The sequence below is a fragment of the Streptomyces sp. NPDC002232 genome, assembly GCF_042890295.1.
Classification (GTDB): domain Bacteria; phylum Actinomycetota; class Actinomycetes; order Streptomycetales; family Streptomycetaceae; genus Streptomyces.
Genome location: NZ_JBIARV010000004.1, coordinates 556,526 through 579,433, shown reverse-complemented (window position 1 = coordinate 579,433; position 22,908 = coordinate 556,526). Strand labels below are relative to the sequence as shown.

Here is a 22,908-nt window from a genome sequence, read left to right as displayed (position 1 = left end):
CCTCACTGGGCGATGGTCGTGGCCGGGCGTGACGCGGGGGCGAGTCCAGCCGGGGGCGGCGGGAGCGGGGCACCGACGGGGGCGGCGGCGTAGACGTAGGCGTCGGGGCGCAGGGCCACAGTGGTGACACCGTGCTCGATCAGCCAGGGGAGCAGGACGCCGTCGCTGTCGACGACCGCGCCGCCGGCCGGGCGCGAGCCCACCGGCAGAACGGCCAGCGACTCGACGCCGAGGCGCTCCCACGCGGGCTGCGGGGTGGGCCGGCCGAGAGACAGCAGGAGCCAGCGGCCGCCGAGCGCGTCGTCCAGCCGTACGCGTTCGCCGTCGGCACCAGTCACCCAGGGCTGCGGAATCTGGTGCCCGGTCGCCTTGGTGCGCGGGCCGGCCTGCAGACCGGCGTCGTAGCGGGCCACGGGGATCCAGTTCGAGTCCTGCAGCCAGTCGCCGAAGCCGGGTATGCGGTCCAAGGCCCGCAGGGCGCCATTGCGGACACGGGCGACCGGGCGCCGTCGTTCGGTGATCATGCGGCCGACGAACACCGCTCGCTTGGTGACCTCCCTGACGTGCGGTTTGCGTTCGGTCTCGTAGCTGTCGAGGACGCTTTCGGGCAGTTCACCGTGGAGGACGGAGTTCAGCTTCCAGCAGAGGTTGGCCACGTCCCGGACGCCGGCGGCCATGCCCTGGCCGATCCACGGCGGCATGGCGTGCGCGGCGTCGCCGGCGAGGAAGACCCGGCCGACGCGGAAGCGCGAGGCGAACCGGACGTGGTGGCTGTAGACGGTGGCGCGCAGAACCTTGATGCTGTCGCGGCCGATCCCGTACCGGGAGATCAACCGGTACACGGCGTCTTCGGTGACCAGCTGCTTCTCATCGTCTCCGGGCAGGAGGGGGAACTCGTAGCGGTGGTGGTCCAGCGGGGTCGGGCAGTCGACGGCCGGGCGGGCCGGGTCGCAGTGGAACCGCAGCTTGTCGTGGTCGGGCCAGGGCTTGAGCATCTTGGTGTCGATGACGATCCAGCGGTCCTCGTACGTGCGGCCCTCGTACCCGATGTTGAGCTGCGCGCGGGTGAGGCTGGAGCCGCCGTCGGCCGCGATCACGTAGGAGGCGCGCAGCCGGTGGACCGAGTCGTCGGCCGTGCCGACCACGGTCAACTCCACCCCGTCGGCGTCCTGGCGCAGGCGCAGGCACTCGTGGCGCAGCAGGATCTCCACGTTCGGGTAGCGGTCGACACCGTCACGCAGGACCTGCTCGAGGGCCGGCTGGTAGATGAACATCTGCGGCGGGTGCCCGTGGCCGCGTGATGTGGGGGAGGCGCTGAGGAACGTACGGCCGTCGGCGTCGACGAAGTCCACCGGCCGCTCCGTCAGCATGTCCTGCTTGAGGCGCTCGGCCAGGCCGATCCGCTGCCAGATGCGGACGACCTCCTCGTCGGTGGAGATGGCCCGGGCGCGCGTGAAGATCTCGGCGTCCCGTTCCAGGACGACGACGCGCAGCCCCATCGCACCCAGCAGGTTGGCGGCTGTCACGCCCGTGGGCCCGTACCCGATCACCGCCACGTCGTAGGCGCTGTCCTCGGTCTCTGCGCCGGCCGCGGTCTCGCTCATCAGGCCACCTCACTGTCGATCATGCTGCACGATTCTTACCGTAGTGTTCACTCCAATTGGAACGAGTGCTACGGTAGGCTTATCGCTGGATAGGGTCAAGCAGCCGGCGAGAAGCGCACACCAGAGGGGCACCTGCCATGACAAAGCCGCAGACGACCCGCAAGAAGCGCGCGAACGGAGTGGAGTCGCGGCAACGCATCCTCGACGCCGCCGTCGAGATCGCGGGCGAGCGGGGATACGAAGGCACGTCGATCGCGGCCGTCAGCACCAAGTGCGGACTGCCCGCCAGCTCGATCTACTGGCATTTCAAGGACAAGGACGACTTGATCGCCGCGGTCATCGAGCGCAGCTTCGAGACGTGGCTCGCCGCCGTGGAGCTTCCGAGCGAAGAGACGGGGACCCCGCTGGAACGGGTCACCGCCATGGCGGGAATCGTGGGCAAGTCGCTGATCGACGCCCCCGACTTCCTCCGCCTCGGTCTGATGCTCGCGCTCGAACGGCGTCCTGCCGAACCCCGCGGCCGGACGGTCTTCCTCCAGGTCCGCGACATCGCGCGCGCGAAGATCGCCGACATGGCCCGGGAACTCGTCCCGGACCTCGACGAGGAGTCCGTGCACGCCCTGACGACCTACGCCGTCGCGGGCGCCGACGGGCTCTTCGTCCAGCGGGAGATCAACGGTGACGCCGTAGACCTCGTGGCGATGTTCGAACTGCACGCCCAGCTGGTCTACGAGGCGGCGACGCGCCTGGCGGCGAGGAGCGGGACATGAGGCCGGCGGCCACCTGGCGACGGATGGAGGCCGCCCGGCTTCTCCGCGAGGCGGAGCGCCGCACGGCCCCGGTCGAACCGCTCACCACGAGGTGGCCCGCTCTCGATCTCGCCGACGCCTACGCCGTCCAGCAGGACAACGTCGCCCACCGCCTGGCCACCGGCTCGACGGTGATCGGGCACAAGGTCGGTCTCACCTCGGCCTCGATGCGGAATCTGCTCGGCGTGCACGAGCCGGATTTCGGGCATCTGCTGGACGACATGCTCCACCGCGACGGCGGGGCGGTCCGCGCCGCCCGATACTGCGCCCCACGCGTCGAACCCGAGATCTGCTTCCGCCTCGCCCGGCCGCTGCACGGCCCCGGCGTAACCCTCAGTGACGTACTGGCCGCGACCGATGCGGTCGCGCCGGCACTGGAGATCGTCGACAGCCGCATCCGCGACTGGCGGATCGCCCTCGCCGACACCGTCGCGGACAACGCCAGCTGCGCGGGACTCGTCTGCGGCTCCTGGACGCCGATGGCGTACGCACCCGACCTCGCTGCGGTGAACGTGGACCTGCTCGTCGACGGAAGCCGCGTGGCGACCGGCAGCAGCAATGAGGTCATGGGACACCCGGCCGCCGCAGTCGCCTGGCTGGCCAACGCTCTCACCGCCTACGGCAAAAGGCTGGACCCCGGGCACGTGATCCTGCCCGGCGCCATAACCGCAGCCCCCTGCATCGGCGCCGGCCAGAAGGCAGAGGCACGTTTCGGAGCCCTCGGCTCCGTGTCGGTGTCCTTCATCTGACGACGGCCGGCCTCCTCTGAGACATCGCGGCCACACCGGCGACTCTCTGAGCATCCGCTCTACCCCCGATCTCTCCCTCCGGTCACCCAAAGGCCCTGGCGCCACCGCCGAACCGGGCTCGTTCGCCTCCCCGGGCACCGATGCCAAGAGCGCCGTCCGGGTCGGCAGCGCACGGTCGCCGGGCGGAAGAACTCCCCCGCCATAACCCGTAGAACGCATGAAAGGCCCCTTCATGTCCCCTTCGGCACAGCGCATCGACGTCCACCAGCATGTGGTGCCCGACTTCTACCGCGACGAGCTCGCCAAGGCCGGCATCGCCGACGCCGGCGGCCGCGCCCTGCCCGCCTGGAACCCCCAGTCCGCCCTGCACCTGATGGACCTGCTGGGCACCACCACGTCGATCCTCTCCGTCTCCACTCCCGGCACCGGATTCCTCACCGAACCCGCCGAGGCCGCCGACCTGGCGCGGCGCCTCAACGACCACTGCGCGAGCCTGGTCTCCGACCACCACGGCCGCTTCGGATTCTTCGCCACCCTGCCCATGCCCGACACCGACGCCTCGGCCACCGAGGCCGCGCGCGCACTGGACGAGCTGCGCGCCGACGGCGTGACCCTGCTCGCCAACAGCCGGGGCACCTACCTCGGCGTGGACGGCCAGGACGCACTGTGGCGGACGCTGGACGACCGCGGCGCGGTGGTCTTCATACACCCGGCCGAGCTGCCCGCTCCCCCGGTCGACGGCATTCCCGCCTTCGCCGCCGACTTCCTCCTGGACACCACCCGCGCCACCTACCTTCTGGTCCGCAACGGCATCCCACGCCGCTACCCGAACATCCGCTTCATCCTCAGCCACGCCGGCGGCTTCGTGCCGTACTCCTCACACCGCATGGCCCTCACCATCGCCAACGACACCGCGCGCAGCCCGCTCGACGTACTGGACGACTTCCGCTCCTTCTACTTCGACACCGCACTGTCCTCCAGCCCCGCCGCCCTGCCCACCCTGCTCGCCTTCGCCCGCCCCGGACACGTCCTCTTCGGCAGCGACTGGCCCTTCGCCCCCACTCCCGCAGGGCAGTACTTCGCGGGCGGACTCGACGGCAACGTCGACGCGACCACGCTCACGGCCGTCAACCGCACCAACGCCGAAGCGCTCTTCCCCCGCCTGGCCGCCACTCCCCCGACGCCGCCCCCGGCCCTGCCGGCCCCGGTACGCCTGCGCCACGCGGTGCAGCGCTCCGCCGCGCGCCTGGTCTTCAAACTGCTCCAGCCGGGCAACGACTGAGACGAGTTCCTCATGTCCACCACCCCCCACCGCCCCTCCGACGACCAGCCCGAAGACCGGCAGGTCAACGTCGCGACCGGCCGGGCCGGCCACCACGGCGTCCTCTTCGCCATGTGCCTGTCCCTGGTCCTCGTCGTCGCCTCCGTCTCCGCGCTCAACCTCGCCCTGCCCGACCTCGCCATCGACCTGTCGGCCACCAACGCCTCACTGACCTGGATCGCCGACGGCTACACCGTCGCCCTGGCCGCTCTCGTCCTGCCCCTCGGCGCCATCGGTGACCGCATCGGGCGCCGCAACGTCCTCGTCGCGGGCACCGTCGTCTTCGGCATCGCCTCCCTGGCCGCCTCCTTCGCCGACTCCACCACCACGCTCATCATCTGGCGAGTCGTCATGGGCCTGGGCGCCGCGATGATCATGCCGGGCACCCTGTCCACGATCACCGCCGCCTTCCCTCCCGAACAGCGCGTCAAGGGCGTGGCCACCTGGTCCGGATTCGCCGCCGCCGGAGCCATCATCGGCATGCTCGCCGCAGGGGCCCTGCTGGAGTGGTTCTCCTGGCGGTCGATCTTCATCACCAGCGCCGCGACCGCCCTGCTAGCCGCCGTCGCCGCCCTCCTCCTGTCGCCCGACACCAAGGACGAGCACCCGTCCCCGCCCGACGTGCCCGGGGCCGTCTGCACCGCCGTCGGGATCGGCACCCTCGTCTTCGCCATCATCGAAGGCAACGAGCAGGGCTGGACGGAGCCCGTCGTGATCGCCGCCCTCGTGGTCACGGTCCTGGCCTTCACCGCGTACGCCTGGCTCGGCCTGCGGCGTGAGCACCCCCTGCTCGATCCCGCCCTGTTCGGCATCCGCGGCTTCCGGGCCGGCGCGATCGTCGTCCTCGTACAGTTCATGGCCGTCTTCGGGTTCTTCTTCGTCGGCCTGCAGTACCTGCAGCTCATCCTCGGCTACAGCCCGCTCAAGGCCGCCGCGGCCCTCGTACCCGTCGCGGTCGTCGTCCTGCCCACCTCCCAGGCCACCCCTCACCTGGTGCGACGGGTCGGGATGAAGGCCACCATGACCGTCGGGCTGCTCCTGCTGAGCGCCGGCCTGTTCGTCATCTCCCGGCTCGACGTCGGCTCCGGCTACCTGCCGTTCCTCGGCGGACTCGTCCTGGCCGGCTTCGGCATCGGCCTGTCCGGGGCCGTGGGCACGTCTGCCATCACCGGCTCGCTCGGCCGCGGCCAGCAGGGAGTCGCCTCCGCGATGAACGACACCACCCGTGAGGTCGGCTCGGCCGTCGGCATCGCCCTCATGGGCTCGATCTACGGCAGCCACTACCGCGCGAACCTGCCCGACTCACTCGACCAACTCCCCTCCGAAGCCGCCGAGGCCGCACGCGACTCCGCCGCGGCGGGCCTGCACGTCGCCGACCAGCTCGGCGCCCGGGGCGCGGCCCTGGCGGACGGCGTCAAGTCCGCCTTCATGGACGGCCTGTCCGCCTCGCTCGTCGCCGTCGGCGTCATCGTTCTCGCCGCAGCCGTCGGGTGCCTGCTCCGCGCGCCGAAGACACCACCGACGTCGGACTGAACGGCTGGCGATCGGATGCCCTGCGGACCTCTGGTGGCGCAGGGCCCTCGGCTCCGAACGGCGCCGCCGACTGCGGCAACGACGCACCTCGGCCGCTCTCATTCACCCCGATGGCGCCGCACGAGAGTCGGTGGACCCGTACACCCTCTTCCCGTTGCCGAGCGGAAGACAGCCCCACGCGGTTTCCGACAACCCGAGTCGCAAACCCCACCGCACCCCTCCCCGTCAGCCTGACCACTGAAGGACCGCAGGTATCCGTCATGCAGTACCCCCTCCACGACCCGTGGGCCGGCCTGATCGGCGACCGGTACGCGCTGCGTGAGCTGATCGGCCGCGGCGGCATGGGCGAGGTCTGGTCGGCCGACGACCTGGTCCTGCACCGCGCGGTCGCCGTGAAGCTGATGCACACACAGCTCGCCCTCGACGACGTCGCCCAGAGCCGCTTCCAGCGCGAGGTCCGCGCGGCCGCCTCCCTCAACCATCCGTGCGTCGCAGCCGTCCATGACGCGGGCTGGCTTCCGACAGCGCCCCCACGTCCCTTCCTGGTCATGGAGCACATCACCGGACACACGGCCGCCGAACGGCTGAGGTCGGCCCCACCCTCGACGCAGGAAGCGGTCGACTGGGTCGCGGGAACACTGGAAGCACTCGGCTGCGCCCACGCGGCCGGTCTGGTCCACCGGGACATCAAGCCGGCCAATGTCATGATCACCGCCGACGGGCTGGTCAAGGTCATGGACTTCGGAATCGCCCACATATCCGACGGGCACGACACGAGCGTGACCGGCACGGGCATCTCCGTCGGCACCACCGCGTACATGTCCCCCGAGCAGGCCCAGGGACGGCCCGTCGACGCCCGCTCCGACCTCTACTCGACCGGCTGCATGCTCTACGAACTCCTCACAGGCCGCCGGCCCTTCACCGGGGACAGCCCGTTCGCCATCGCCTACCAGCACATGTACGCGGAGCCGCCCGCCCCGAGGGACCTCGGAGTGGAACTGCCCGGGCACGTCCAGGCGGCTCTTGCCCGAGCCATGGCCAAGAGTCCCGACGACCGGTTCGCCGACGCGGCGGCCATGCGTGACGCATTGCTCACCCCCGGACGTCACGACCTCGCGCCTCCTCAGGACATCACGCTCGCGAAAGCGCCGACCTTCCCGGAGGAACAGACGACAACCGCGCCGAGGCCCTCCAGGAGGTCCCGCGGTCCCCAACGGGCGGCACTCGCGGCGTTGGCCCTCCTCGGCGCAGGCGCAGTCGTCACCGCTGTCCTCGCTGCGGCTCCGGATGCGACGCACGCCACCGGCCCCCGCACGCAGACCTCGCCCTCCTCCTTCTCCTCCTCCGCAAGCCCTTCGCCCGAACCAGAGCCCACCGCCAGTGGTCTGGAAGGCGCCACCGATCCCAGCAGCGGCGCCAGCCCGATGAGCCCTCATGCATCGACGGAGCCCACGACCCCCACCATCGTCGTCCCCGGAGACCTGGTCGGGAAGTCCCTCGCACAAGCCAGAGCAGACCTGGCCGAGCTGGGCCTGAACATCGCACTCACTCCCCGCTCCAGTGCCGCCGGCGCCAGCACCGTGATCGGAACCATCCCGACCGCCGGTACGCGACTGAAGCGCGGCGACACCGTCCTCCTCGCCACCCGGACCGAAACGGAGGAGCCCGCCAGTGCCAGGCCGACGAGCGAATCGCCAAGCCCCAGCCCGAGTGCCTCAAGCAACAGCCCCGGCATCCCCTCAACGTCACCCACGGCCACCGGCAACGGCCCGATGATCCGCCGACCGCCGATCCACCGCTGACAGGCCGACGCCGCGGCGAGCAGACGTCACCCCGCGGAACTCGCCTGATGGGCAATCAGAAGCTCTTGATGGCTCACGTCGACACGCGGCGCAAGGCTGCGGGGTCTCTAGAAGGAGAGAACATGAACGGACCAGAGTACGGCCGGGCAACGCGGCGCAGGCGTCGCCGGAACGTATGGGCCGCAGCGGCCCTGGCGCTGCTCACCGCCGCCGGCAGCGAGGTGCTGGCCACACAGTACGCGCAGGACCGCATCGCCGACTCGATTCGACGGGACATCGGCCTGAACTCCGCTCCCCAGGTGCGTGTGAACGGCTTTCCCGTGTCACTTCAACTGGCTCGAAAGGTGATCACCGAGGCGGACATCGACGCCGCACAGGTTCCAGCCACCCTGAACGGTCGCGTCCTGACCATTCAGGATCTCGCCATCCATCTGCACGGCGTACGCCGAGAGCAGGGCGGGCGGGAGCAGGCCGACAAGGCCGAGGTCACGGCGACCATCGCGTACGAAGACCTCTCGGCCTTCTACGGGGTCGACATCAACCGAGGCAACGGCGACGATCAAGTGGTGGCGACCACCCAGATCCCGCTGCTTGGACAGGTCTCGGCCTCCGCGCACGTCGGTGTCGCCGGCTCGAGAGCTATCGGGGTCGACGACGTCCGGCTCTCCGAGAACGTGCCTCCTGCCGCACGCACCCTGCTGGAGAAGTCCCTGGAGCGTCAGGCCCCGCTCGACAACCTGCCCGAAGGGCTCGCACTCCGGTCCGTGGCCGTCACCGACCACGGAATCGTTGCCCTCATGGCCGGGAGTGATGTCGACCTGCAGCCGCGCACCGCATAGAAGTCGAGCCGGTCAAGGCGGCACGTCGAGCAGGTCGAAATCGGCGGTGAGGGGCTGCTCGGTCCAGATGGTCTTCCCGCTCCGGGTGTAGCGGCTGCCCCAGCGAGTGGTGAGTTGGGCGATGAGGAACAAGCCTCGGCCTCCTTCGTCGGACCACCGGGCCCGGCGCAGCCGCGGCTGGGTGTTGCTGGGATCGTTGACCTCGCAGACCAATACGTCTCCCCGGATGAGCCGCATGCCGATGGGACCGCCCGCGTACCGGACGGCGTTGGTGACGAGTTCACTCACGACCAGTTCGGTGATGAAGGACACCTCGTCCAGTCCCCACGCGGCCAGCCGCCCGGCCGCCGCCCTACGCGCGGCGGCGACGACGGAGGCGTCTGCGGGGAATTCCCAGGTCGCGGTGTTCCCCGGGTCGATGGCACGCGTGCGTGCCAGGAGCAGGGCCATGTCGTCGCGGGCCGGAGCGTCGCCCAGGCTGCGGAGAAGCTCGCGTCCCGCGCCGTCCAGACCACGGCCGGGGCCGGCGAACCGCGCGAGACGGTCGGTCAGTCGTCGCAGACCGGCGTCGGGATCGTGGTCGTCGCGGTAGATGACGCCCTTGGTGTACACCGCGACGATGCTGCCGGGTTCGAGGTCGAACGTGGTCGCCTCGAACGGCAACCCGCCCACACCGAGCAGCGGTCCGGGAGAGATCTCGACGGAATCGACGGTGCCGTCGGGCCGGATCACGAGGGGTGGCGGGTGTCCGGCGCTGGCCAGGGTGCACTGGCAGGTGACGGGGTCGTAGACGGCGTACAGGCAACTGGCGCCGATGGTGTCCCCTTGGTGGGGCGCCTCGGTCTGGAGTTGGTGGACGAGGTCGTCGAGGTGGGTGAGGAGTTCGTCCGGGTCCAGTTCCAGGTCGGCCAGTGTGTCGACGGCCGTGCGCAGTCGCCCCATGGTGGCGGTGGCGGGCAGGCCGTGTCCCGTGACGTCACCCGCGACGAGGGCGACGCGGAAGGACGGGAGAGCGATGACGTCGTACCAGTCGCCGCCGATCTCCGCCCCGCCTCCCGCCGGCACGTAGAACCCCACGGTCTCCGCCGCGGGGGTGTCGGTGGTGGCGGCGGGGAGCAGCCGCTGCTGCAGGGCGACGGCCGCCCGGTGCTCTCGCGTGTAACGGCGGGCGTTGTCCACACCGAGTGCGGCCCGAGAGGCTATCTCCGTCAGCAGGTCGGCGTCCTCCTGGCCGAAGGAGCCGGGTCGGAGGGTGCGCCAGACGACCACGGTGCCGAGGACGAGGCCACGGGCGAACAACGGAGCCGCGATCGCCGAGTGGCCGTGCTCGGGGACGAACAGAGGGGCCAGCTCCGAGTGCCCCTCCGCTGCGGCGATCACGCTGTCCCGGTCAGGAAGCAGGACCGTCTCACCCTGCCCGATTCTCCGCAGAAGCGGGTGGTCCGGCAGCGCTGACGGAGCCACGCCCACGGCAGGCAGACCGGCGGGCCAGTCGTCACCCGGCGGAGCCACGCCGATCCGGCGCAGATGCCACTGCCCCGGACCGAGCATCTTCGGGGGTTCGTCCCCCTCGAGCACTGCCTCGGACAGGGCCACCCAGGCCACGTCACCGAGGGCCGGCACGAGGACGTCCGCCAGCTCCTGCGCGGTACGCGCCACGTCCAGCGTGGCACCGATGCCGGCTCCGGCCTTGGTCAGCAGTTCCAGGTGCCGCTCGGCCCGGTACCCGTCGGTGATGTCGACGTACGTCTGGCACGTGCCGAGGGGACGGTCGGTCGGGTCGGTCAGTCGGAACGCGGACAGCGACCACATCCGATCGCGGTCCGACCCGGACTGAGGGCTTCCGTGGACCGGAAGGCCGAGGACCGGCTCACCGGTCTCCCGCACCTGCCGCAGAACCCGGTCGATCGCTCCGGAGTCGACGTGGGAGGTGTCCGCGCCGACGTGCCGGCCGATGAACTCGCTTCCGGGGTGGCTGACAGCTCGCTCTGCCGCCCCGTTCAGCAACCGGTACCGCGATTCGTCGTCCGTGATGGCGATGGGGGCGGGATACTGCTGAAACACGGCACGCATCATCGCCCGGTCGACGTCCGCCCGCTCGATCCGCCCAGCGTCTCCTGCGGAGACCGACCATCCCGCCCGGCCCTCCCGGTCCGTGACCGGACGCACGCGCAGCGCGACCCTCCCCTCGTGCCCGTCGCGGTGCCGCAGGCCGAGAACGCCGTCCCACCTCTGCCCGGCCTCAGACCGGGCGAGCCCGGCCAGCGCCGCTTCACGGTCCCCGCGTGTGGCCAGCAGCTCCACCGCCGGTGTGCCGCAGACTTCCTTCGCCGTGTATCCGAGGAGGGCTTCCGCCTCCACGCTCCACAGCTGGACGGTGCCCACCCGGTCCACCCAGGCAGTGGCGGGATAGAGCTCCGACGGCGACCCTTCCTCTCCCGCGCGGGTCCCCTCGGCGTTCACGGGTCCGCTCATCGGCATCAGTCCGTTTCTGGCCTCGCCCTCTGGCCATCATAGGAGAATCGGACATTCGATACGTCTTGAACGCCTATCAGGCGAGACCTCCGACGGGGCTGCGGCGCTCACCCCAGCTGTACGGTCGGCCGCTGCGCTCGAGGCGGAGAACTACGGCTTCGATGGCCCCTCCCCCAGGCGCGCCGTCACGGCAAGGGCGAGCTCGAGCCACTACGGCGTCGCGTGCGCTCCGGCCGCCTCACGCGCCTCGCGAACGGCCACAGCGCTTCCCGGGGGATCTGGGGAGTATCGATAGCCCTGGGGAGCACGTGGGGCGAACCAAAACACGTGGGCCGGCGGTCAGGGGTCCGTGTCCTGCCGACCAAGATCCGGGCCATACGCGGACCAGCCGCCTGCCCCTTGGCCGCATCGTTGCCGTTTCCACTGGTCAGCGGCCACGCGAGGCGTGTACCACCAGCACACGAAGAACGTTCTCGTGTCGTACTCGCCGAAGAAGCCCGGCTTCTTCTAGGGGTAGAGGAAAGGGCGCCTGAACTGGTCTTTTACCCAGGCAGGCGCCCACCGTTCGCGTCGGCCAGCGCGAGATGAGCTAAGCGGCGTAACTCCCAGCTTCTCCCACTGCCAATCCGCTCCTGACCAGCCCTTCCGGTCTGTTTCCGGTCCAAGTCCGGTCCGACTGAGGGCGGCTCCCCGGCTGACACGGTCCCATCCCTCCATGGACTGCTCGATGAGGCGGTTGGCCCGCTCTCGAACGCCGTCCAGGAACTTGGCGCGGAAGCGGAAGAGGAGAACTGCGGCGGGATCGGGAGTTCGTCCACGGGTGGCTCGGCCGCGCGGCGGGCGGCGGGCGCCGTGGAGAACGTCGGGGGCGGTGACGTTCGCGTGCTCGTCCGTCAATTCGCCGGCGCCTGGTTCGACGCGGCGGGGGCCGGATCCACGTCCGGGCACAACCCTTTGGGTCGTTCGAGGGTCCGAGAGGCGACCTGCATGTGAAGGGGAGTGCGTTCGCTCCTCCTCGCGTCCACAAGGCTTCTGGGGAGATCCGTGACAGGCAAGCGTGTGACTCTGGCGATCGCGACGGCGCTTGCCATCGGATCGGCACCCGTGGTGCTGGGCGGGACGGCGGCCGTCGCCGCACCAGCGCCGGCTGTGGCGGCGACGGGGACCGGGACGATCGTCCAGGAGGGCGGCCCGCTGGCCGTACCCTCCGGCGAGGAAGGCGCGGTGACGACCCGGATCAGGGTCACGCTCCCGGCCGGCCTCACCGGCCCCGTCAAGGCGCGGCTGCTCTTCCCGCAGCCGACATGGGAGCTTCCCGACGTCGACACACCGGCCTACGAACCCGTCACCCCGACCTGCGCAGTCAACGGAGGCACCTTCTGGCCCTGTCCCTGGGACAGCCCTGGCAACGAGGTCATGTTCCCGGCCACCGAGGCCGCCACGACGCTCACCTACGACATCCGTGTCGACGCCGACAGCCGTGCCGCCGTGATGGGAAACCTGACAGCCACCCTCGAAGTGACCGACGGGGCCGGGGCCGTCATCGGCAGCGGACCCGTCGCCTTCCGCTTCGCCAAGGGCACCCCCGAGGACTACCGGCGGACCACGGTCCTCGCCCGTGACAAGGCCGGTGTGCTCTGGCAGCACGAAAGCACGGGCCTCCCCGACAAGCCGCTCAAGGCTCGCCAGCGCATCGGCGGTGGCTGGAACACCTACACCGCGAGTACCGGGGCCGCAAGGACGAGCCGAAGGGCTTCGGCTGGCGCGACGTCCGCGACCTGGTCGTCCGCGCCCGGATCCAGCTCGGGGGTCCGATCGTGCTGGTCTGGGACAACGTCCGCCTCCACCTGACTGCCTGGATGAAGCCGTTCATTGCGGCGAACCCCGAATGGCTGACCGTGTTCCAACTCCCGGCCTACGCTCCTGACCTCAATCCGACCGAGGGCATCTGGGCACTGGTGAAGTGCGACCTGGGCAACCTGGCCGCCGCGGACCTCGGCGAGATCACCAGGGCTGTGAAACGTCGACTCAAGAAGATCCAGTACCCCCCTGACCTCGTCGATGGGTGCATCGCTACCACTGGCCTGAGCCTGGACGGCTGACCGAATACGGGGATAGGTCCCGCATCACTCGTCCCAGTCCGCGTAGTCCCCCATCTGAACGTCATCACAGAACGTCTCCCAGAACCCGTTCGTCACCAGAGCGGTCTCGTCGATGCCGGAGACGAGATCGCGCAACTCTTCCGCCACCCCATCGCACCTCTCCTCGTCGTCCACCGCGTAGAACGGCCAGCGTGCGATCACGGCCTCAACGCATCGGCTGAAGGAGTCGAGGTCTCTGTTTACGTGACTGGCCGTCGCTGACTCGATCGTGGGAACCTCCACCACGCGACCACTGGCCACTTCGACGCCGATGCGACCGAACAGGCCACTCGTCGCGATGACGACCAGCCCCCGCTTGCTGATTCCCCCGAGGTACACCGGCTCGCTCAGCAGCCGGTACTCGTATCCGATCAACCCGACTGGGATGCCGGTGTCCCGGAGGTTGACAGCGATCCGGCTGGGCACCTCGGGTGGCACCTCGACGCGGGTCAAGACGAACTCGGGCTTCGGCAACTGCGGCAGGGGCTGGCTCACAGGACGATCCTCTCCCGACGGGCTGCCCGGCAACACCCATGGACCCGCTAGACGGACCAGTCCAGCCCCGACATCACGCATTCAAGTTCAGTACCCTCGCTCAGGGCCTGGCTGTACGTAGTGAGTAAGGGACGAAAGCCCAAGCCGAGTTCCGGGTATGGCTTCAGCGACTCGGCATCGGCCCCGTCACCTGAAGCGCCTACGGCGCCCCAGCACCCGTCCTGCTCAGCAGGTTCGTAGCTGACGATTGCCGTGGGGCTGTCCTCGGCGAGCCCGAGGACAGCCTGGCGTTCGGAATCATCGAGATTTTCGTCATCGCTTCGGCGCCCCCGGTCGACGGACCACGCCACCGTGACATCGGAGTGAGCGATGCGCGAGATGTGCGATGAGTCAGAGACCGCAGACCGGCTGCGGGTGCCGGTCGCGGCAGGGCACGGGCCACAGCCTCAAGCGTGGCCCCGCCCGCCGATACCGGGGCCCGGCAGTAGTCCCTGGCAGGCTCAGAACATCAGATCGTAGACGTTCCAGCCGCCGCCGATGAGGCTGCGCTTGGAGCCGGGAACGGTACGGCCCCACAAGGAGCCGGGCTGGTAGACGTGCACGCCCTGGTAGAGCCAGAGCTTGCCGGCGGCGTCGCGGGCGACCAGGTCGGGAAATTCGTCCCGTCCGAGTTCCGCCGTACCGGCGAGGACGGTGTAGATGTTCCAGCCGCCGCCGATACGCTGCCTCGGCTCGAACGGCGCGCAGGGGATGCAGCCCTGGGGGTTGTACTTCCACAGCACGCCGTCCTTGTCGCGGCTCAGAACCCCATCCCACCCGCCCGACTTGACGAGCGCGTTGTATGTGTTCCAGCCGCCACCCACACGCGCGCGTGGCTTGAACCGGCTGTAGCTGTCGTAGGTCTTCTCGTAGGTCCACAACACGCCGTCCCTGTCACGGGCGACCAGGCTCCCGTCGCCCGTGCCGACGAGGGCGGTGTAGATGTTCCAGCCGCCGCCGACGCGTTCACGGGGAGCGAACGGGGCGGCGGGTTTTCCGGTGCCCTCGTAGTACCACAGCACTCCGGCCCGGTCACGGGCCACGAGACTGCCGGTCCCTCCGGCGGTGGCACTGAACAACGGGGTGACGACGGTGTATCCATTCCAGCCGCCGCCCACCCGCTTGCGCGTTGCGAACGGCCGGGTCACGTCACCGGTGCCCTCGTATCGCCACAGCACTCCCTGCTTGTCCCGGGCGTGCAGCGCACCACGCTGACTCGCAGGAGGTGTCGCGAGGACGAAATCGAGGCGGACCGTCCCCTCGGCCACCACCGTGCCCTCGCTGTCCTTCAGCTCGACCCGGGCGTCGGGGCGGCCCAGCGCCACCGCGGTCCGGTCCGCGTCCATGGTCACGGCATAGGCCAGGGTTCCCGCGGCCGGCACCGTCGGGAGATCGAGTGACGGCGGATCCACCTCCTCGCCCGCGCGCACGTAGGGCATGTGCCACGGGCACGCCCCATACGCCACGCCGTTGACCGTGCAGGTCGAACGGATCACGTCCTCGCTCACCGGCGAACCGCCCGCACTCGCCGCCAGCCTGCCGGGCATGCGGAGCACCGCAGTCACGGGCCCCCGTGTCCCCGCCGGCAGCGTGGCCGTGAAGCGCAGCGTCACCGCCCCTTCCTCACCGGCCGGCACCGTCAGCCGGCCGCCCTCCTGGACGACCGTCCCGACCGATCCCGCCTCCGCCGAGGTCCCGGCGGCCGCCGTCGGCACAGGTGCGGCGACGGCCGCCGCACCCCCGAACGTCAGCGGCGCCAGGGCCGAGACCAACACCGCCGCGGCCACGGCCGTACGTATTCGTGCCACAAAGCCCTCCAAGCCATCCGATGCTGTACACCTGTTCGACTTCCTGACGTCGCGAAAGGTTGTACTGAAGCCCTGTCGAGGCCGGCCGTGAACTGCCGTCCTGTCGGGGCCACGACGACCGCGCGACACACCACTGCGGTTCCTCTCGATGTACTCGTCGGCTTGCTCGGCGGCCGCCCCCTGCTGACACCTCAGGCCGGCGCGACCCAGACCGTGTCACCCACACCGCGCACAGGGACGACGCGATCAGACGCGCTTGAAGCAGCAAATCTTTCTTCATGACGGGAACCGATCCGGTCTGTGCCTCCGGAGCCCGGGTGATCTTCCTGCTTGGCTGTGGCATCGGCCGGGGGAGCCCCAGGGCGCGCCCGGTTCCACCACTCCGACTCAGCCCTCGGCCTCCCGGTCGATGGTGGTCGAGATCGTCGGCTACGACCGGGACAACGCCTAAGGGTTGTCCCGTAATGATCTTCGAGTCTCCTCGGACACGATGGGCCGCCGCGCGGCGCGTTGATCTAGCCGGCGAGGGTGAGGTCGTACATCCGGGCGATGCCGAGCATGGCGTGGTGGACGCCGTCGTCTTCGAGGTGGCAGTCGCTGAGGATCTTCCGGGTCTTGATACGGGCGAAGACGTGCTCGACGCGGGCCCGGCCCTGCTTGTGGGACTCCGTCGGTCCACTGGCCGAGGATGTCGCGGATGAATCCGTCCTCGTCGCGGCCTCCGCCAGCAGGGACGTTGAAGCTGAGCCGTGGTCGCATTCTTCTGCAGGAAAATCCCGCCCGAGTTCACCGAGGTACACCTCGACAAGTCGTGCAGGTTGGTGCCGATGGACTCCCCCACAGGCTGAGGCAGCTCACCCGGCCGGCTTCGATCCGGTAGCGGGGGGCTGGGCGGTGTACCGGTGGAGGACCTCGCGCCGGATGTAGACCCGAGTCAGGTGGTGCGGGGTGACGCGGTCGGCGAAGTAGTTGCTCAGTTTCTTGGGGTCGCACGTTGAGGTGATGGGCTGGCCCGTCGAGCCGTCCATGGCGATGGTGTACTCCGGGAGGAGTCGCACGGAGGTGTGCGGGCGGGCCAGGTCGGCCGATTCTCGTCGAGGGGCAGCACGATCTGCTTGCCGACCGGGGGTACGACCACGACACATACTTCGCCGGGCCTGGCCTCAGGGCGTCAAACCGGTGATAGCCCGCCGTGGCCTCCCGCACGGCTACGGACTCGGCGTCCACCACTGGGTCGTCGAGCGCACGATCGCCTGGCTGCACGGCTCCGACGCCTCCGCGTCCGCGTCGGCGTCCGCTGGGAACGACGCGACGACATCCACGAGGCGTTCCTCCGCCTCGCCACCTGTCTCATCACCCACCGACACGTCCCACGTCTTTGTCAGGACGTTCAGGGCTGCGGCTGCCCCGTGCCACCAGGCCATTCGGGGACGCGGAGCTCCCGGGTCCAGCGCCGCCGACGGCCGACCACCTACGCCGCCGGGCTCTCCTCACCGCCGAATGGCCGCTCGCCTCGCCCCTCGGCGGACCTGGTGTCAGGGTCGAGTGGTCGGCGTCCCCTCCTGGGGGCAGCGGCAGGTCGGGAGGCGGCGGTGTGCGCGCCCGCGTACGCGTCGAGTGCCAGGGCGCGGCAATCGGAAGGAGTCGTCATGCCTCGCGGATCGAGCCCCGTGCGGGAACGGCAGCACATCGAGGAGCGCGCGGAGGACCGCGAGGAGGGCCCGAAGCGTGCCGAGGGGATCGCCGTGCGTACGGTCAGCAAGGAGCGGGCGCGTTCCGGTGGGTCGAGGACCGCGAGTGGGACCTCCGCCCGGGGCACGTCGTCGCCGAAGCGGGGTGGGCAGCGCTCGTCGGGCGGTGCGAGGGGCCCCAGGTGAGCTGGACGAGGAGGCGGAGCGCCGGGGGATCCACGGGCGTTCCTCGGTGAACGAGTCCGAGCTCAGGCAGTCACTGGGCCACTGGCCTGCCACGGCCCTGGGCGGCGCCCGGCGGGCGCCGATCCTCTGGGCGTGTCGTGAAGTTCGTGGAGGCGAGCGATGACCTTCCCCCTGCCCGACAGCGTCGACGCGCTCAAGGACATGATCGGCCGAGAGATCACCGCTCTGCGTACGGCGGTGCGCCGGCACGCGGAGCGTCCGCGCGGTGTGTCGGCGGCGAACAAGCTCGCCTCGCCGGTGCAGTCCCTCTCCGTTCTTCCGGCCTCGCCGGAGACGGGTGGGGCGGTCCCGTGTCTGTGTGGGGTGCACGAGCCGGGCGGCAGCGGATTCTGCTCGGTCCTGGCCGCCGTTCCGGCGTCGGCCATGCTCCTCGAGCCGATCCAGGACGATACGGGGGCCGTGCTGGACTTCCGCATCGTGGCCGGCAACCGCGTCCGGTCGGCGGACTGGCTGGAGGCGCCGGACCAGCAGGTCGGGCAGCGGTTCCTGGAGGCGCGTCCCGGCGCGGCGTCCTCGGGGCTGCTGGCGGCACTCGTGAACGTCGTGGACACCGGAAAGCCGCTCGACGGGCTGGTCGTGGACTACACGGAGCAGCGGCTGGGCCGGATCCACCGGGCGCCCCTGCTGTACTCGGCGGCGCGCTGCGGAGTACAGGTGCTGGCGACGTGGCAGCCCGTGCAGACCCGGGCGGAGCTGCTCACCATCGACGCGCAGTTCCTGGCCTCGATGGGATGGGGGCACTGGGACTTGCTGTCCGGGAAGGTCACGTGGTCGGAGGGGCTGAGTCGCATCTTCCACGCCGACGTGCGCATGCCCTGGGCGCTGGAGCAGTTGTGCGACGCGCTGCTGCCCGACGACCTGCCGGCGCTCGCGGAGTTCCTGAGTTCGGTCCTGGCGGGCGAGGAGCCCGCCTGGACCCGGATCCGGTTCCTGGTGCTCGGCGAGGTCCGTACGCTCGACCTGCTGGGGCGTCCGGTCACCGGGACGGACGGCAGGACGTGGGCGGTCAACCTGGTGGCCCGCGACCTGACACCGCAGATCCGCAGCAGGCGGCGGCTCGCGGAGACGGAGCGGGAGTCCGATCGGCTGCGCCGGCAGTCGGAGGCCGAGCGGAGGGTCGCGGACGCGCTGCGCGAGGCGCTCCTGCCCACCCACTCCGAGGCTCTGGCCGCCGTCGGGCTGACGGTCGCGGCCTCCTACCGGCCGGCCGAACCCGACGCCGCGGTGGGCGGTGACTGGTACAAGTGCCGGCTGTTGCCGGGCGGGCGGGTCCTGGTCGCCATCGGCGACGCGTCGGGCCACGGTCTGGACGCCGTGGCCCGGATGGCGCAGCAGCGGCACGCGATGGCGGGGCTCGCGCAGACGGGGGCGTCCGCGGGCGAGATCACGACCTGGCTGAACGAGCTGGTGTGCAGTGATCCGGCCGGCCAGACGGCGACGGTCGTCGTCGGCCATCTCGACGAGGAGAAGGTCCTGCACTGGGCCGACGCCGGTCATCCGGCGCCCCTGCTGCTCCGTGAAGGAGGCATCGAGCCGCTGACGACCGACCGACGCGGTCCCCTCCTGGGCGCCCTGCCGGGGTACGCGTACGAGACCGCGTCGACGCGGCTGCGCCCGGGCGATCTGCTGGTGCTCTACACGGACGGCATGGTGGAGCGCCGGGGCGAGGACGTGACGCAGGGGATCGAACGGTTGGCCTGGGCGGTGGCCGCGGCCCCACGGGATCCGCAGGGGCTGATCGACTCGTTGCTGGCCGACCCCGAGTTCGCCGGCCACGAGGACGACGCGTGCGTCCTGGCCATCAGGGTGGACTGAAGGGGGGTACGGGCCCCGTGCGAAGCTGCGGAGCGCGCCTGGCGAAGCGGCTGGAGCGGACGGCGATGCAGGTGCCGGAGCCGGACGAGGACGAGGAGAGTCCGGGGCGGGACGCGTCGTTCGCCGCTGTGATCGCGGCGTCCTTTGCGCCCGCCGCGCAGCTGCACGCCGAGCATGGCGACGTGCCGGGCGCCCGGAAGACTCTGGGCGGGGCGGAGGAGGCCATGGTCGATGTCCTGCGGGGCATGCACGCCCTGCGCGTCGCCATCGGCGACGCGCGGGGGAACATCGAGGAGTGGCCTGCCCCGCGATGAGCGGTGAGCGAGCCAGGTCCGGATGCGGTCCAGCTCGTCCCACAGGCTGCGGGGGCCGCCCTGGTGGACGGTGGGCAGCTCGCGTGCGCCCGGCGCCTGTGGCGCGGGACCAGGAGCCGCCGGCGTGCGGCACGTAGGCAGTTCGGGAGCCGTCCTTGGTCTTCTCCGTGCGGTGCTGAATGCCCGGGGCGATGAGTTCGAGGGTGGAGCGGACATCCCGTGTCGATGCCCGAGGCCCCGCGGGACGACTCTCCGCGGGGCCTCGGCGGTCACCGGCTCAGATCACGAGCGGTGCCTCCGACCAGCGGCGCACCCGGTACGGCGCCCACCACAGGTGGTCGCCGAAGCGCAGGACGAGGGTCTCCGCCATGAGGTCGTCCAGGATCGGGCGCCCGATCGCGTCGACGGTCGCGCCGTCGGTGAGGGCCGCGACGGCCTCGTGGTACTCCGGTTCGTCGATGGTGAAGCGGCGCAGCTCGCCGTAGCGCCGGTCGCGGACCTGGATGAACCCGGGGCCGTAACGGTAGACGCACTTGCAGATGTAGTACGTGGTGCGCCAGGCGAGCGCCGTCGCCACCGGGTCCGTGGTGCCGAGGACGGCGGTCGGGGGGTGGAGGTGCCCGAAGTGGCGCCAGGCGTCCGGGTCGGAGCCGGTGTGGATCTGCCAGTCGACCGAGACGGCCAGGCTGGAGAGGTCGCCCACGAAGCTCAGCGCCCTGACCGTCCAGGCCGCGTCGGCGGTGTCCGTCAGGTCCACGGGGCGGGGCAGGGTGACGTGCCGGGCCCCGGCGGCGAAGAGCCGTCGGGCGGCCTCGCCGCCGGACATGTCGATCTCGAAGCGGCCCAGGGACATGGCGGGCAGCGTGCCCACCTCGGGGTCGTAGTCCCGTGAGGCGGTCACGGTGAAGGGGGCGGTGCCGGTGAGAACAGGAGTCATCGTCGTCCCTCGGTCGGGCGGTCGCGCGGTCGTCAGACGGTCGTCGGGGCGAGTTCCGCCTCGCGGGCGGCGGTGTGCCGCATGAAGTCGATCCGCAGGAACTCCTCGTTCAGGGCAGGCGGCGCGATCTGCACGAACTGCCCGCTGTCCTCGAACACGATGCCGAGCTCCCGCCACCGCTTGAGGACCCCCAGCAGGGCGGCCTCGCCGAAGTGGTGGTCCGCCTCCAGCTTGCGCGCGGCCGCCTTCACCGTGTGCGGCTGGTCGAGCAGCCGGAACAGGGCCAGTTCGCCCGGGTCGGTCAGTTCCAGGTGCGTCCAGTCGAAGGCCCGTCGCCTGCTGACCAGGACGATGAGGTCCTCCAGGTCGAAGTGGGTGAGGCGGCTGCCGGCGTAGTTCCGCCTCCAGTGCCCGATGCCCTCGTCGAGCCGGGCGACGACGTCCTCGCCGATTCCCCGGGGCGGTACGTCGAAGACGTACGCGAGGTCGAACATCTCGGCGTCGGGGAGGTCGTAGGTGAGCCGGTACGGCTCGGCGGGGCGCAGCTCGGAGAAGCCGAGGCCGGGGTCGTTGAAGTACGGGCTGAACCGCTCGATCGCGATCCGGGAGGAGGGGCCCACGGGCGGGTTCAGATGCTCCAGCGCGGCGAGCTGGTCCACCACGTCGTCGTAGTCCTCGGCGTCCTCGCCCGGGAAGCCGTGCAGGTAGTTCCAAGCGACCGAGAGGCCGACGGTGGCCGCGTCGCGGAGCATCCGCACGTTCTGGCCGCCGGTCACACCCTTGTCCATCAGGGTCAGCACCCGGCTGTTGAGACTCTCGATGCCCGGCTGGACGAAGATCAGCCCCGCGTCCGCCAGGGTCTGGAGCTGTCCCCGCCGCATGTTGGACTTGATCTCGATGTGCATCCGCAGGTCGTACCCGCTGTCGATGATGCGGGGCAGCACCGACTTCACGTACCCCATGTCCAGGATGTTGTCCACGACGTACATGTCCAGGACCCGGTGCCTGCGCGCCAGTTCCATGATCTCGTCGTAGAACACGTCGGGGCTCTTGCTGCGGAACTCCATGAACGAGCCGTTCAGCCCGCAGAAGGTGCAGTGGTGCTTCTCGCCCCACCAGCAGCCCCGCGCGCCCTCGACGACCAGCTTCGGCTCGACCCAGTTCCGGGCGTGGGAGGAGGCGAGCCGTTCGAAGTACCCGGCGTAGTCCGGCGGCAGGATGGCGGCGGGCGGCAGCGGCTTGGTGTTCATGGCGTTCACCACGGAGGTGCCGTCCGTGTCGCGCCAGCACAGCCCGGGGATCTCCGACAGCGGCTCACCGGCGTCCAGGGCTCTGACCAGCGCGGGGAACGACACCTCGCCCTCGCCGCGCAGCACATGGTCGACGAAGGGGAAGTTGCGGTGGACGGCCTCGCCCTGCTTGCCGTCGCAGTTGGCGCCGCCCATGGCCGTCACGATGTGCGGGGCGAGCCGCTTGACGTACTTGGCGGCCGCCAGGGCCGCGGTGTTCTGCTGGAACGTCGAGGTGAACCCGACGACGTCCGGGGCGAGTTCCACGATGCGTTCCGCGATGTGCCGGACGAAGTCGGGCGCGGTGACGTGCAGTGCCTGCGTCATCTCCATGCGGGCCCCGCGCACCCGGTTGGCCATCGCCGCGGTGAACTCGGGTACACGCCATTCGGGATCGTCGTAGAGCGCGGAGGAGAAGACCCAGTCGCCGCATCCCAGGAAATAGGAGCCGAGCGCGTAGTAGGAGTAGTCCTCCAAAGTGAATTCCGTGTTCTTGGTGATCCAGTCCACGTATTCGATATTCGCGTGCAGAACGTCCGCCGTGGCGTTCGGCACGCGCTCGTCGACACTGCGCTTGAGAATTCCGAGAGCCAGCGACGGGAGATCGATCGGGGCCCAGGGCATGTTCACCAGGAGTACGCGCACGGCTCGCCTCTTCTCATGTGATCAGTGCACGGAATGACGTATCGGTCGGGCATCGGCAGGGAGGTCGTCGGGCGCCGGGCTGGGCGCCCGACGACCTCCGTGACCGGACGCCGGTCGGGATTCCGGCCGGGCTTCCGTCCGGACGGGGGCCGGCCGCGTACGGACGCGGACCGGCCCCTGGGGCCTCGCGTGCGGATCCTGGCGGGCTCGCGTGCCCTGATCCGGACGAGTGTCCCCGGCCGCTACTTGTCCTCGTCCTCCATCTCCTCCGCGGAGCGGAGGTAGACGACGACGCCGACGCCGGGCTTGCGGCTCTCCTCGTCACCGTCGAGCGGGTCTCCGTGGATGATGTCCTT

The 22,908-nt window shown here is 70.4% G+C and carries 17 protein-coding genes and 3 pseudogenes; 12 read left to right on the top strand and 8 right to left on the bottom strand.

Going from position 1 to position 22,908, the window contains the following annotated elements:
* Positions 1 to 2: 2 nt before the first annotated feature.
* Positions 3 to 1,604 carry a bifunctional 3-(3-hydroxy-phenyl)propionate/3-hydroxycinnamic acid hydroxylase gene (locus ACFYXU_RS20490; protein ID WP_389459104.1) on the bottom strand — a complete coding sequence of 534 codons (1,602 nt, stop codon included), beginning with the start codon at positions 1,602 to 1,604 and terminating at the stop codon, positions 3 to 5.
* 137 nt (positions 1,605 to 1,741) lie between these two features.
* On the opposite strand from ACFYXU_RS20490, the gene ACFYXU_RS20485 reads away from it, so the two are divergent.
* The 6 genes from ACFYXU_RS20485 (at position 1,742) to ACFYXU_RS20460 (ending at position 8,657) form a co-directional block, all read left to right on the top strand.
* On the top strand, positions 1,742 to 2,374 hold the full coding sequence (locus ACFYXU_RS20485; protein WP_389405841.1) for a TetR family transcriptional regulator: 633 nt from the start codon (positions 1,742 to 1,744) through the stop codon (positions 2,372 to 2,374).
* Entirely contained in the window at positions 2,371 to 3,162 is a 792-nt protein-coding gene (locus ACFYXU_RS20480) for a 2-keto-4-pentenoate hydratase (RefSeq protein WP_389459102.1), read from the top strand. The genes ACFYXU_RS20485 and ACFYXU_RS20480 overlap by 4 nt, the downstream gene beginning before the upstream one ends.
* A gap of 232 nt (positions 3,163 to 3,394) precedes the next feature.
* Complete coding sequence (locus tag ACFYXU_RS20475; protein ID WP_389459100.1) at positions 3,395 to 4,444, top strand: amidohydrolase family protein; 1,050 nt, start codon at positions 3,395 to 3,397, stop codon at positions 4,442 to 4,444.
* Positions 4,445 to 4,456: 12 nt separating this feature from the next.
* The gene (locus ACFYXU_RS20470) at positions 4,457 to 6,016 is read left to right on the top strand and encodes an MFS transporter (RefSeq protein WP_389459098.1); all 1,560 of its coding nucleotides are present in this window, start codon (positions 4,457 to 4,459) and stop codon (positions 6,014 to 6,016) included.
* 260 nt (positions 6,017 to 6,276) lie between these two features.
* Positions 6,277 to 7,818, top strand: coding sequence for a protein kinase (locus ACFYXU_RS20465; protein WP_389459096.1), 1,542 nt, complete (start codon positions 6,277 to 6,279; stop codon positions 7,816 to 7,818).
* 122 nt (positions 7,819 to 7,940) lie between these two features.
* Positions 7,941 to 8,657 (top strand): DUF2993 domain-containing protein, encoded by a 717-nt coding sequence (locus ACFYXU_RS20460; RefSeq protein WP_389459094.1) that lies wholly within the window; start codon positions 7,941 to 7,943, stop codon positions 8,655 to 8,657.
* Positions 8,658 to 8,669: 12 nt separating this feature from the next.
* Here the strand turns inward: ACFYXU_RS20460 and ACFYXU_RS20455 are convergent, their stop codons facing one another.
* Entirely contained in the window at positions 8,670 to 11,132 is a 2,463-nt protein-coding gene (locus ACFYXU_RS20455) for a SpoIIE family protein phosphatase (protein WP_389459092.1), read from the bottom strand.
* Between the two features lie 1,044 nt (positions 11,133 to 12,176).
* On the opposite strand from ACFYXU_RS20455, the gene ACFYXU_RS20450 reads away from it, so the two are divergent.
* The gene (locus ACFYXU_RS20450; protein ID WP_389459090.1) at positions 12,177 to 12,983 is read left to right on the top strand and encodes a hypothetical protein; all 807 of its coding nucleotides are present in this window, start codon (positions 12,177 to 12,179) and stop codon (positions 12,981 to 12,983) included.
* On the top strand, positions 12,950 to 13,234 hold the full coding sequence (locus ACFYXU_RS20445) for a transposase (protein WP_389459088.1): 285 nt from the start codon (positions 12,950 to 12,952) through the stop codon (positions 13,232 to 13,234). The genes ACFYXU_RS20450 and ACFYXU_RS20445 overlap by 34 nt, the downstream gene beginning before the upstream one ends.
* A 24-nt stretch (positions 13,235 to 13,258) precedes the next feature.
* Here the strand turns inward: ACFYXU_RS20445 and ACFYXU_RS20440 are convergent, their stop codons facing one another.
* From ACFYXU_RS20440 to ACFYXU_RS20425, 4 genes and pseudogenes are all read right to left on the bottom strand, one after another.
* On the bottom strand, positions 13,259 to 13,768 hold the full coding sequence (locus ACFYXU_RS20440; RefSeq protein ID WP_389459086.1) for an SUKH-4 family immunity protein: 510 nt from the start codon (positions 13,766 to 13,768) through the stop codon (positions 13,259 to 13,261).
* A 500-nt stretch (positions 13,769 to 14,268) separates the two neighbouring features.
* Positions 14,269 to 15,420 (bottom strand): tachylectin-related carbohydrate-binding protein, encoded by a 1,152-nt coding sequence (locus tag ACFYXU_RS20435; RefSeq protein WP_389459084.1) that lies wholly within the window; start codon positions 15,418 to 15,420, stop codon positions 14,269 to 14,271.
* A 710-nt stretch (positions 15,421 to 16,130) separates the two neighbouring features.
* A pseudogene (locus ACFYXU_RS20430) lies at positions 16,131 to 16,283 on the bottom strand (IS5/IS1182 family transposase); the annotation flags it as partial.
* Positions 16,284 to 16,469: 186 nt separating this feature from the next.
* A complete protein-coding gene (locus tag ACFYXU_RS20425) occupies positions 16,470 to 16,673 on the bottom strand; it encodes a hypothetical protein (protein WP_389459082.1) in 204 nt (67 codons plus the stop codon).
* 59 nt (positions 16,674 to 16,732) lie between these two features.
* Between ACFYXU_RS20425 and ACFYXU_RS20420 the strand changes: the two are divergent.
* From ACFYXU_RS20420 to ACFYXU_RS20405, 4 genes and pseudogenes are all read left to right on the top strand, one after another.
* Positions 16,733 to 16,970 (top strand): annotated as a pseudogene (locus tag ACFYXU_RS20420) (IS5/IS1182 family transposase); the annotation flags it as partial.
* A 294-nt stretch (positions 16,971 to 17,264) separates the two neighbouring features.
* Positions 17,265 to 17,571, top strand: a pseudogene (locus tag ACFYXU_RS20415) (plasmid stabilization protein); the annotation flags it as partial.
* An 80-nt stretch (positions 17,572 to 17,651) separates the two neighbouring features.
* Positions 17,652 to 19,367, top strand: a complete 1,716-nt coding sequence (locus tag ACFYXU_RS20410) for a PP2C family protein-serine/threonine phosphatase (RefSeq protein WP_389459080.1) — start codon at positions 17,652 to 17,654, stop codon at positions 19,365 to 19,367.
* 17 nt (positions 19,368 to 19,384) lie between these two features.
* Entirely contained in the window at positions 19,385 to 19,681 is a 297-nt protein-coding gene (locus tag ACFYXU_RS20405; protein WP_389459078.1) for a hypothetical protein, read from the top strand.
* A 277-nt stretch (positions 19,682 to 19,958) separates the two neighbouring features.
* Here the strand turns inward: ACFYXU_RS20405 and ACFYXU_RS20400 are convergent, their stop codons facing one another.
* Together ACFYXU_RS20400 and ACFYXU_RS20395 are read right to left on the bottom strand one after the other, a co-directional pair.
* Complete coding sequence (locus ACFYXU_RS20400; RefSeq protein WP_389459076.1) at positions 19,959 to 20,618, bottom strand: DUF5825 family protein; 660 nt, start codon at positions 20,616 to 20,618, stop codon at positions 19,959 to 19,961.
* A gap of 32 nt (positions 20,619 to 20,650) precedes the next feature.
* Positions 20,651 to 22,552 carry a RiPP maturation radical SAM C-methyltransferase gene (locus ACFYXU_RS20395; RefSeq protein ID WP_389459074.1) on the bottom strand — a complete coding sequence of 634 codons (1,902 nt, stop codon included), beginning with the start codon at positions 22,550 to 22,552 and terminating at the stop codon, positions 20,651 to 20,653.
* Positions 22,553 to 22,908: the final 356 nt, after the last annotated feature.

Bases quoted from the DNA above. Each gene is read 5' to 3' on its own strand.
- ACFYXU_RS20470 (WP_389459098.1), top strand. From the start codon at position 4,457: ATGTCCACCACCCCCCACCGCCCCTCCGACGACCAGCCCGAAGACCGG.
- ACFYXU_RS20400 (WP_389459076.1), bottom strand. From the start codon at position 20,618: ATGACTCCTGTTCTCACCGGCACCGCCCCCTTCACCGTGACCGCCTCA.
- ACFYXU_RS20490 (WP_389459104.1), bottom strand. From the start codon at position 1,604: ATGAGCGAGACCGCGGCCGGCGCAGAGACCGAGGACAGCGCCTACGAC.
- ACFYXU_RS20460 (WP_389459094.1), top strand. From the start codon at position 7,941: ATGAACGGACCAGAGTACGGCCGGGCAACGCGGCGCAGGCGTCGCCGG.
- ACFYXU_RS20455 (WP_389459092.1), bottom strand. From the start codon at position 11,132: ATGAGCGGACCCGTGAACGCCGAGGGGACCCGCGCGGGAGAGGAAGGG.
- ACFYXU_RS20485 (WP_389405841.1), top strand. From the start codon at position 1,742: ATGACAAAGCCGCAGACGACCCGCAAGAAGCGCGCGAACGGAGTGGAG.
- ACFYXU_RS20465 (WP_389459096.1), top strand. From the start codon at position 6,277: ATGCAGTACCCCCTCCACGACCCGTGGGCCGGCCTGATCGGCGACCGG.
- ACFYXU_RS20475 (WP_389459100.1), top strand. From the start codon at position 3,395: ATGTCCCCTTCGGCACAGCGCATCGACGTCCACCAGCATGTGGTGCCC.
- ACFYXU_RS20480 (WP_389459102.1), top strand. From the start codon at position 2,371: ATGAGGCCGGCGGCCACCTGGCGACGGATGGAGGCCGCCCGGCTTCTC.
- ACFYXU_RS20410 (WP_389459080.1), top strand. From the start codon at position 17,652: ATGACCTTCCCCCTGCCCGACAGCGTCGACGCGCTCAAGGACATGATC.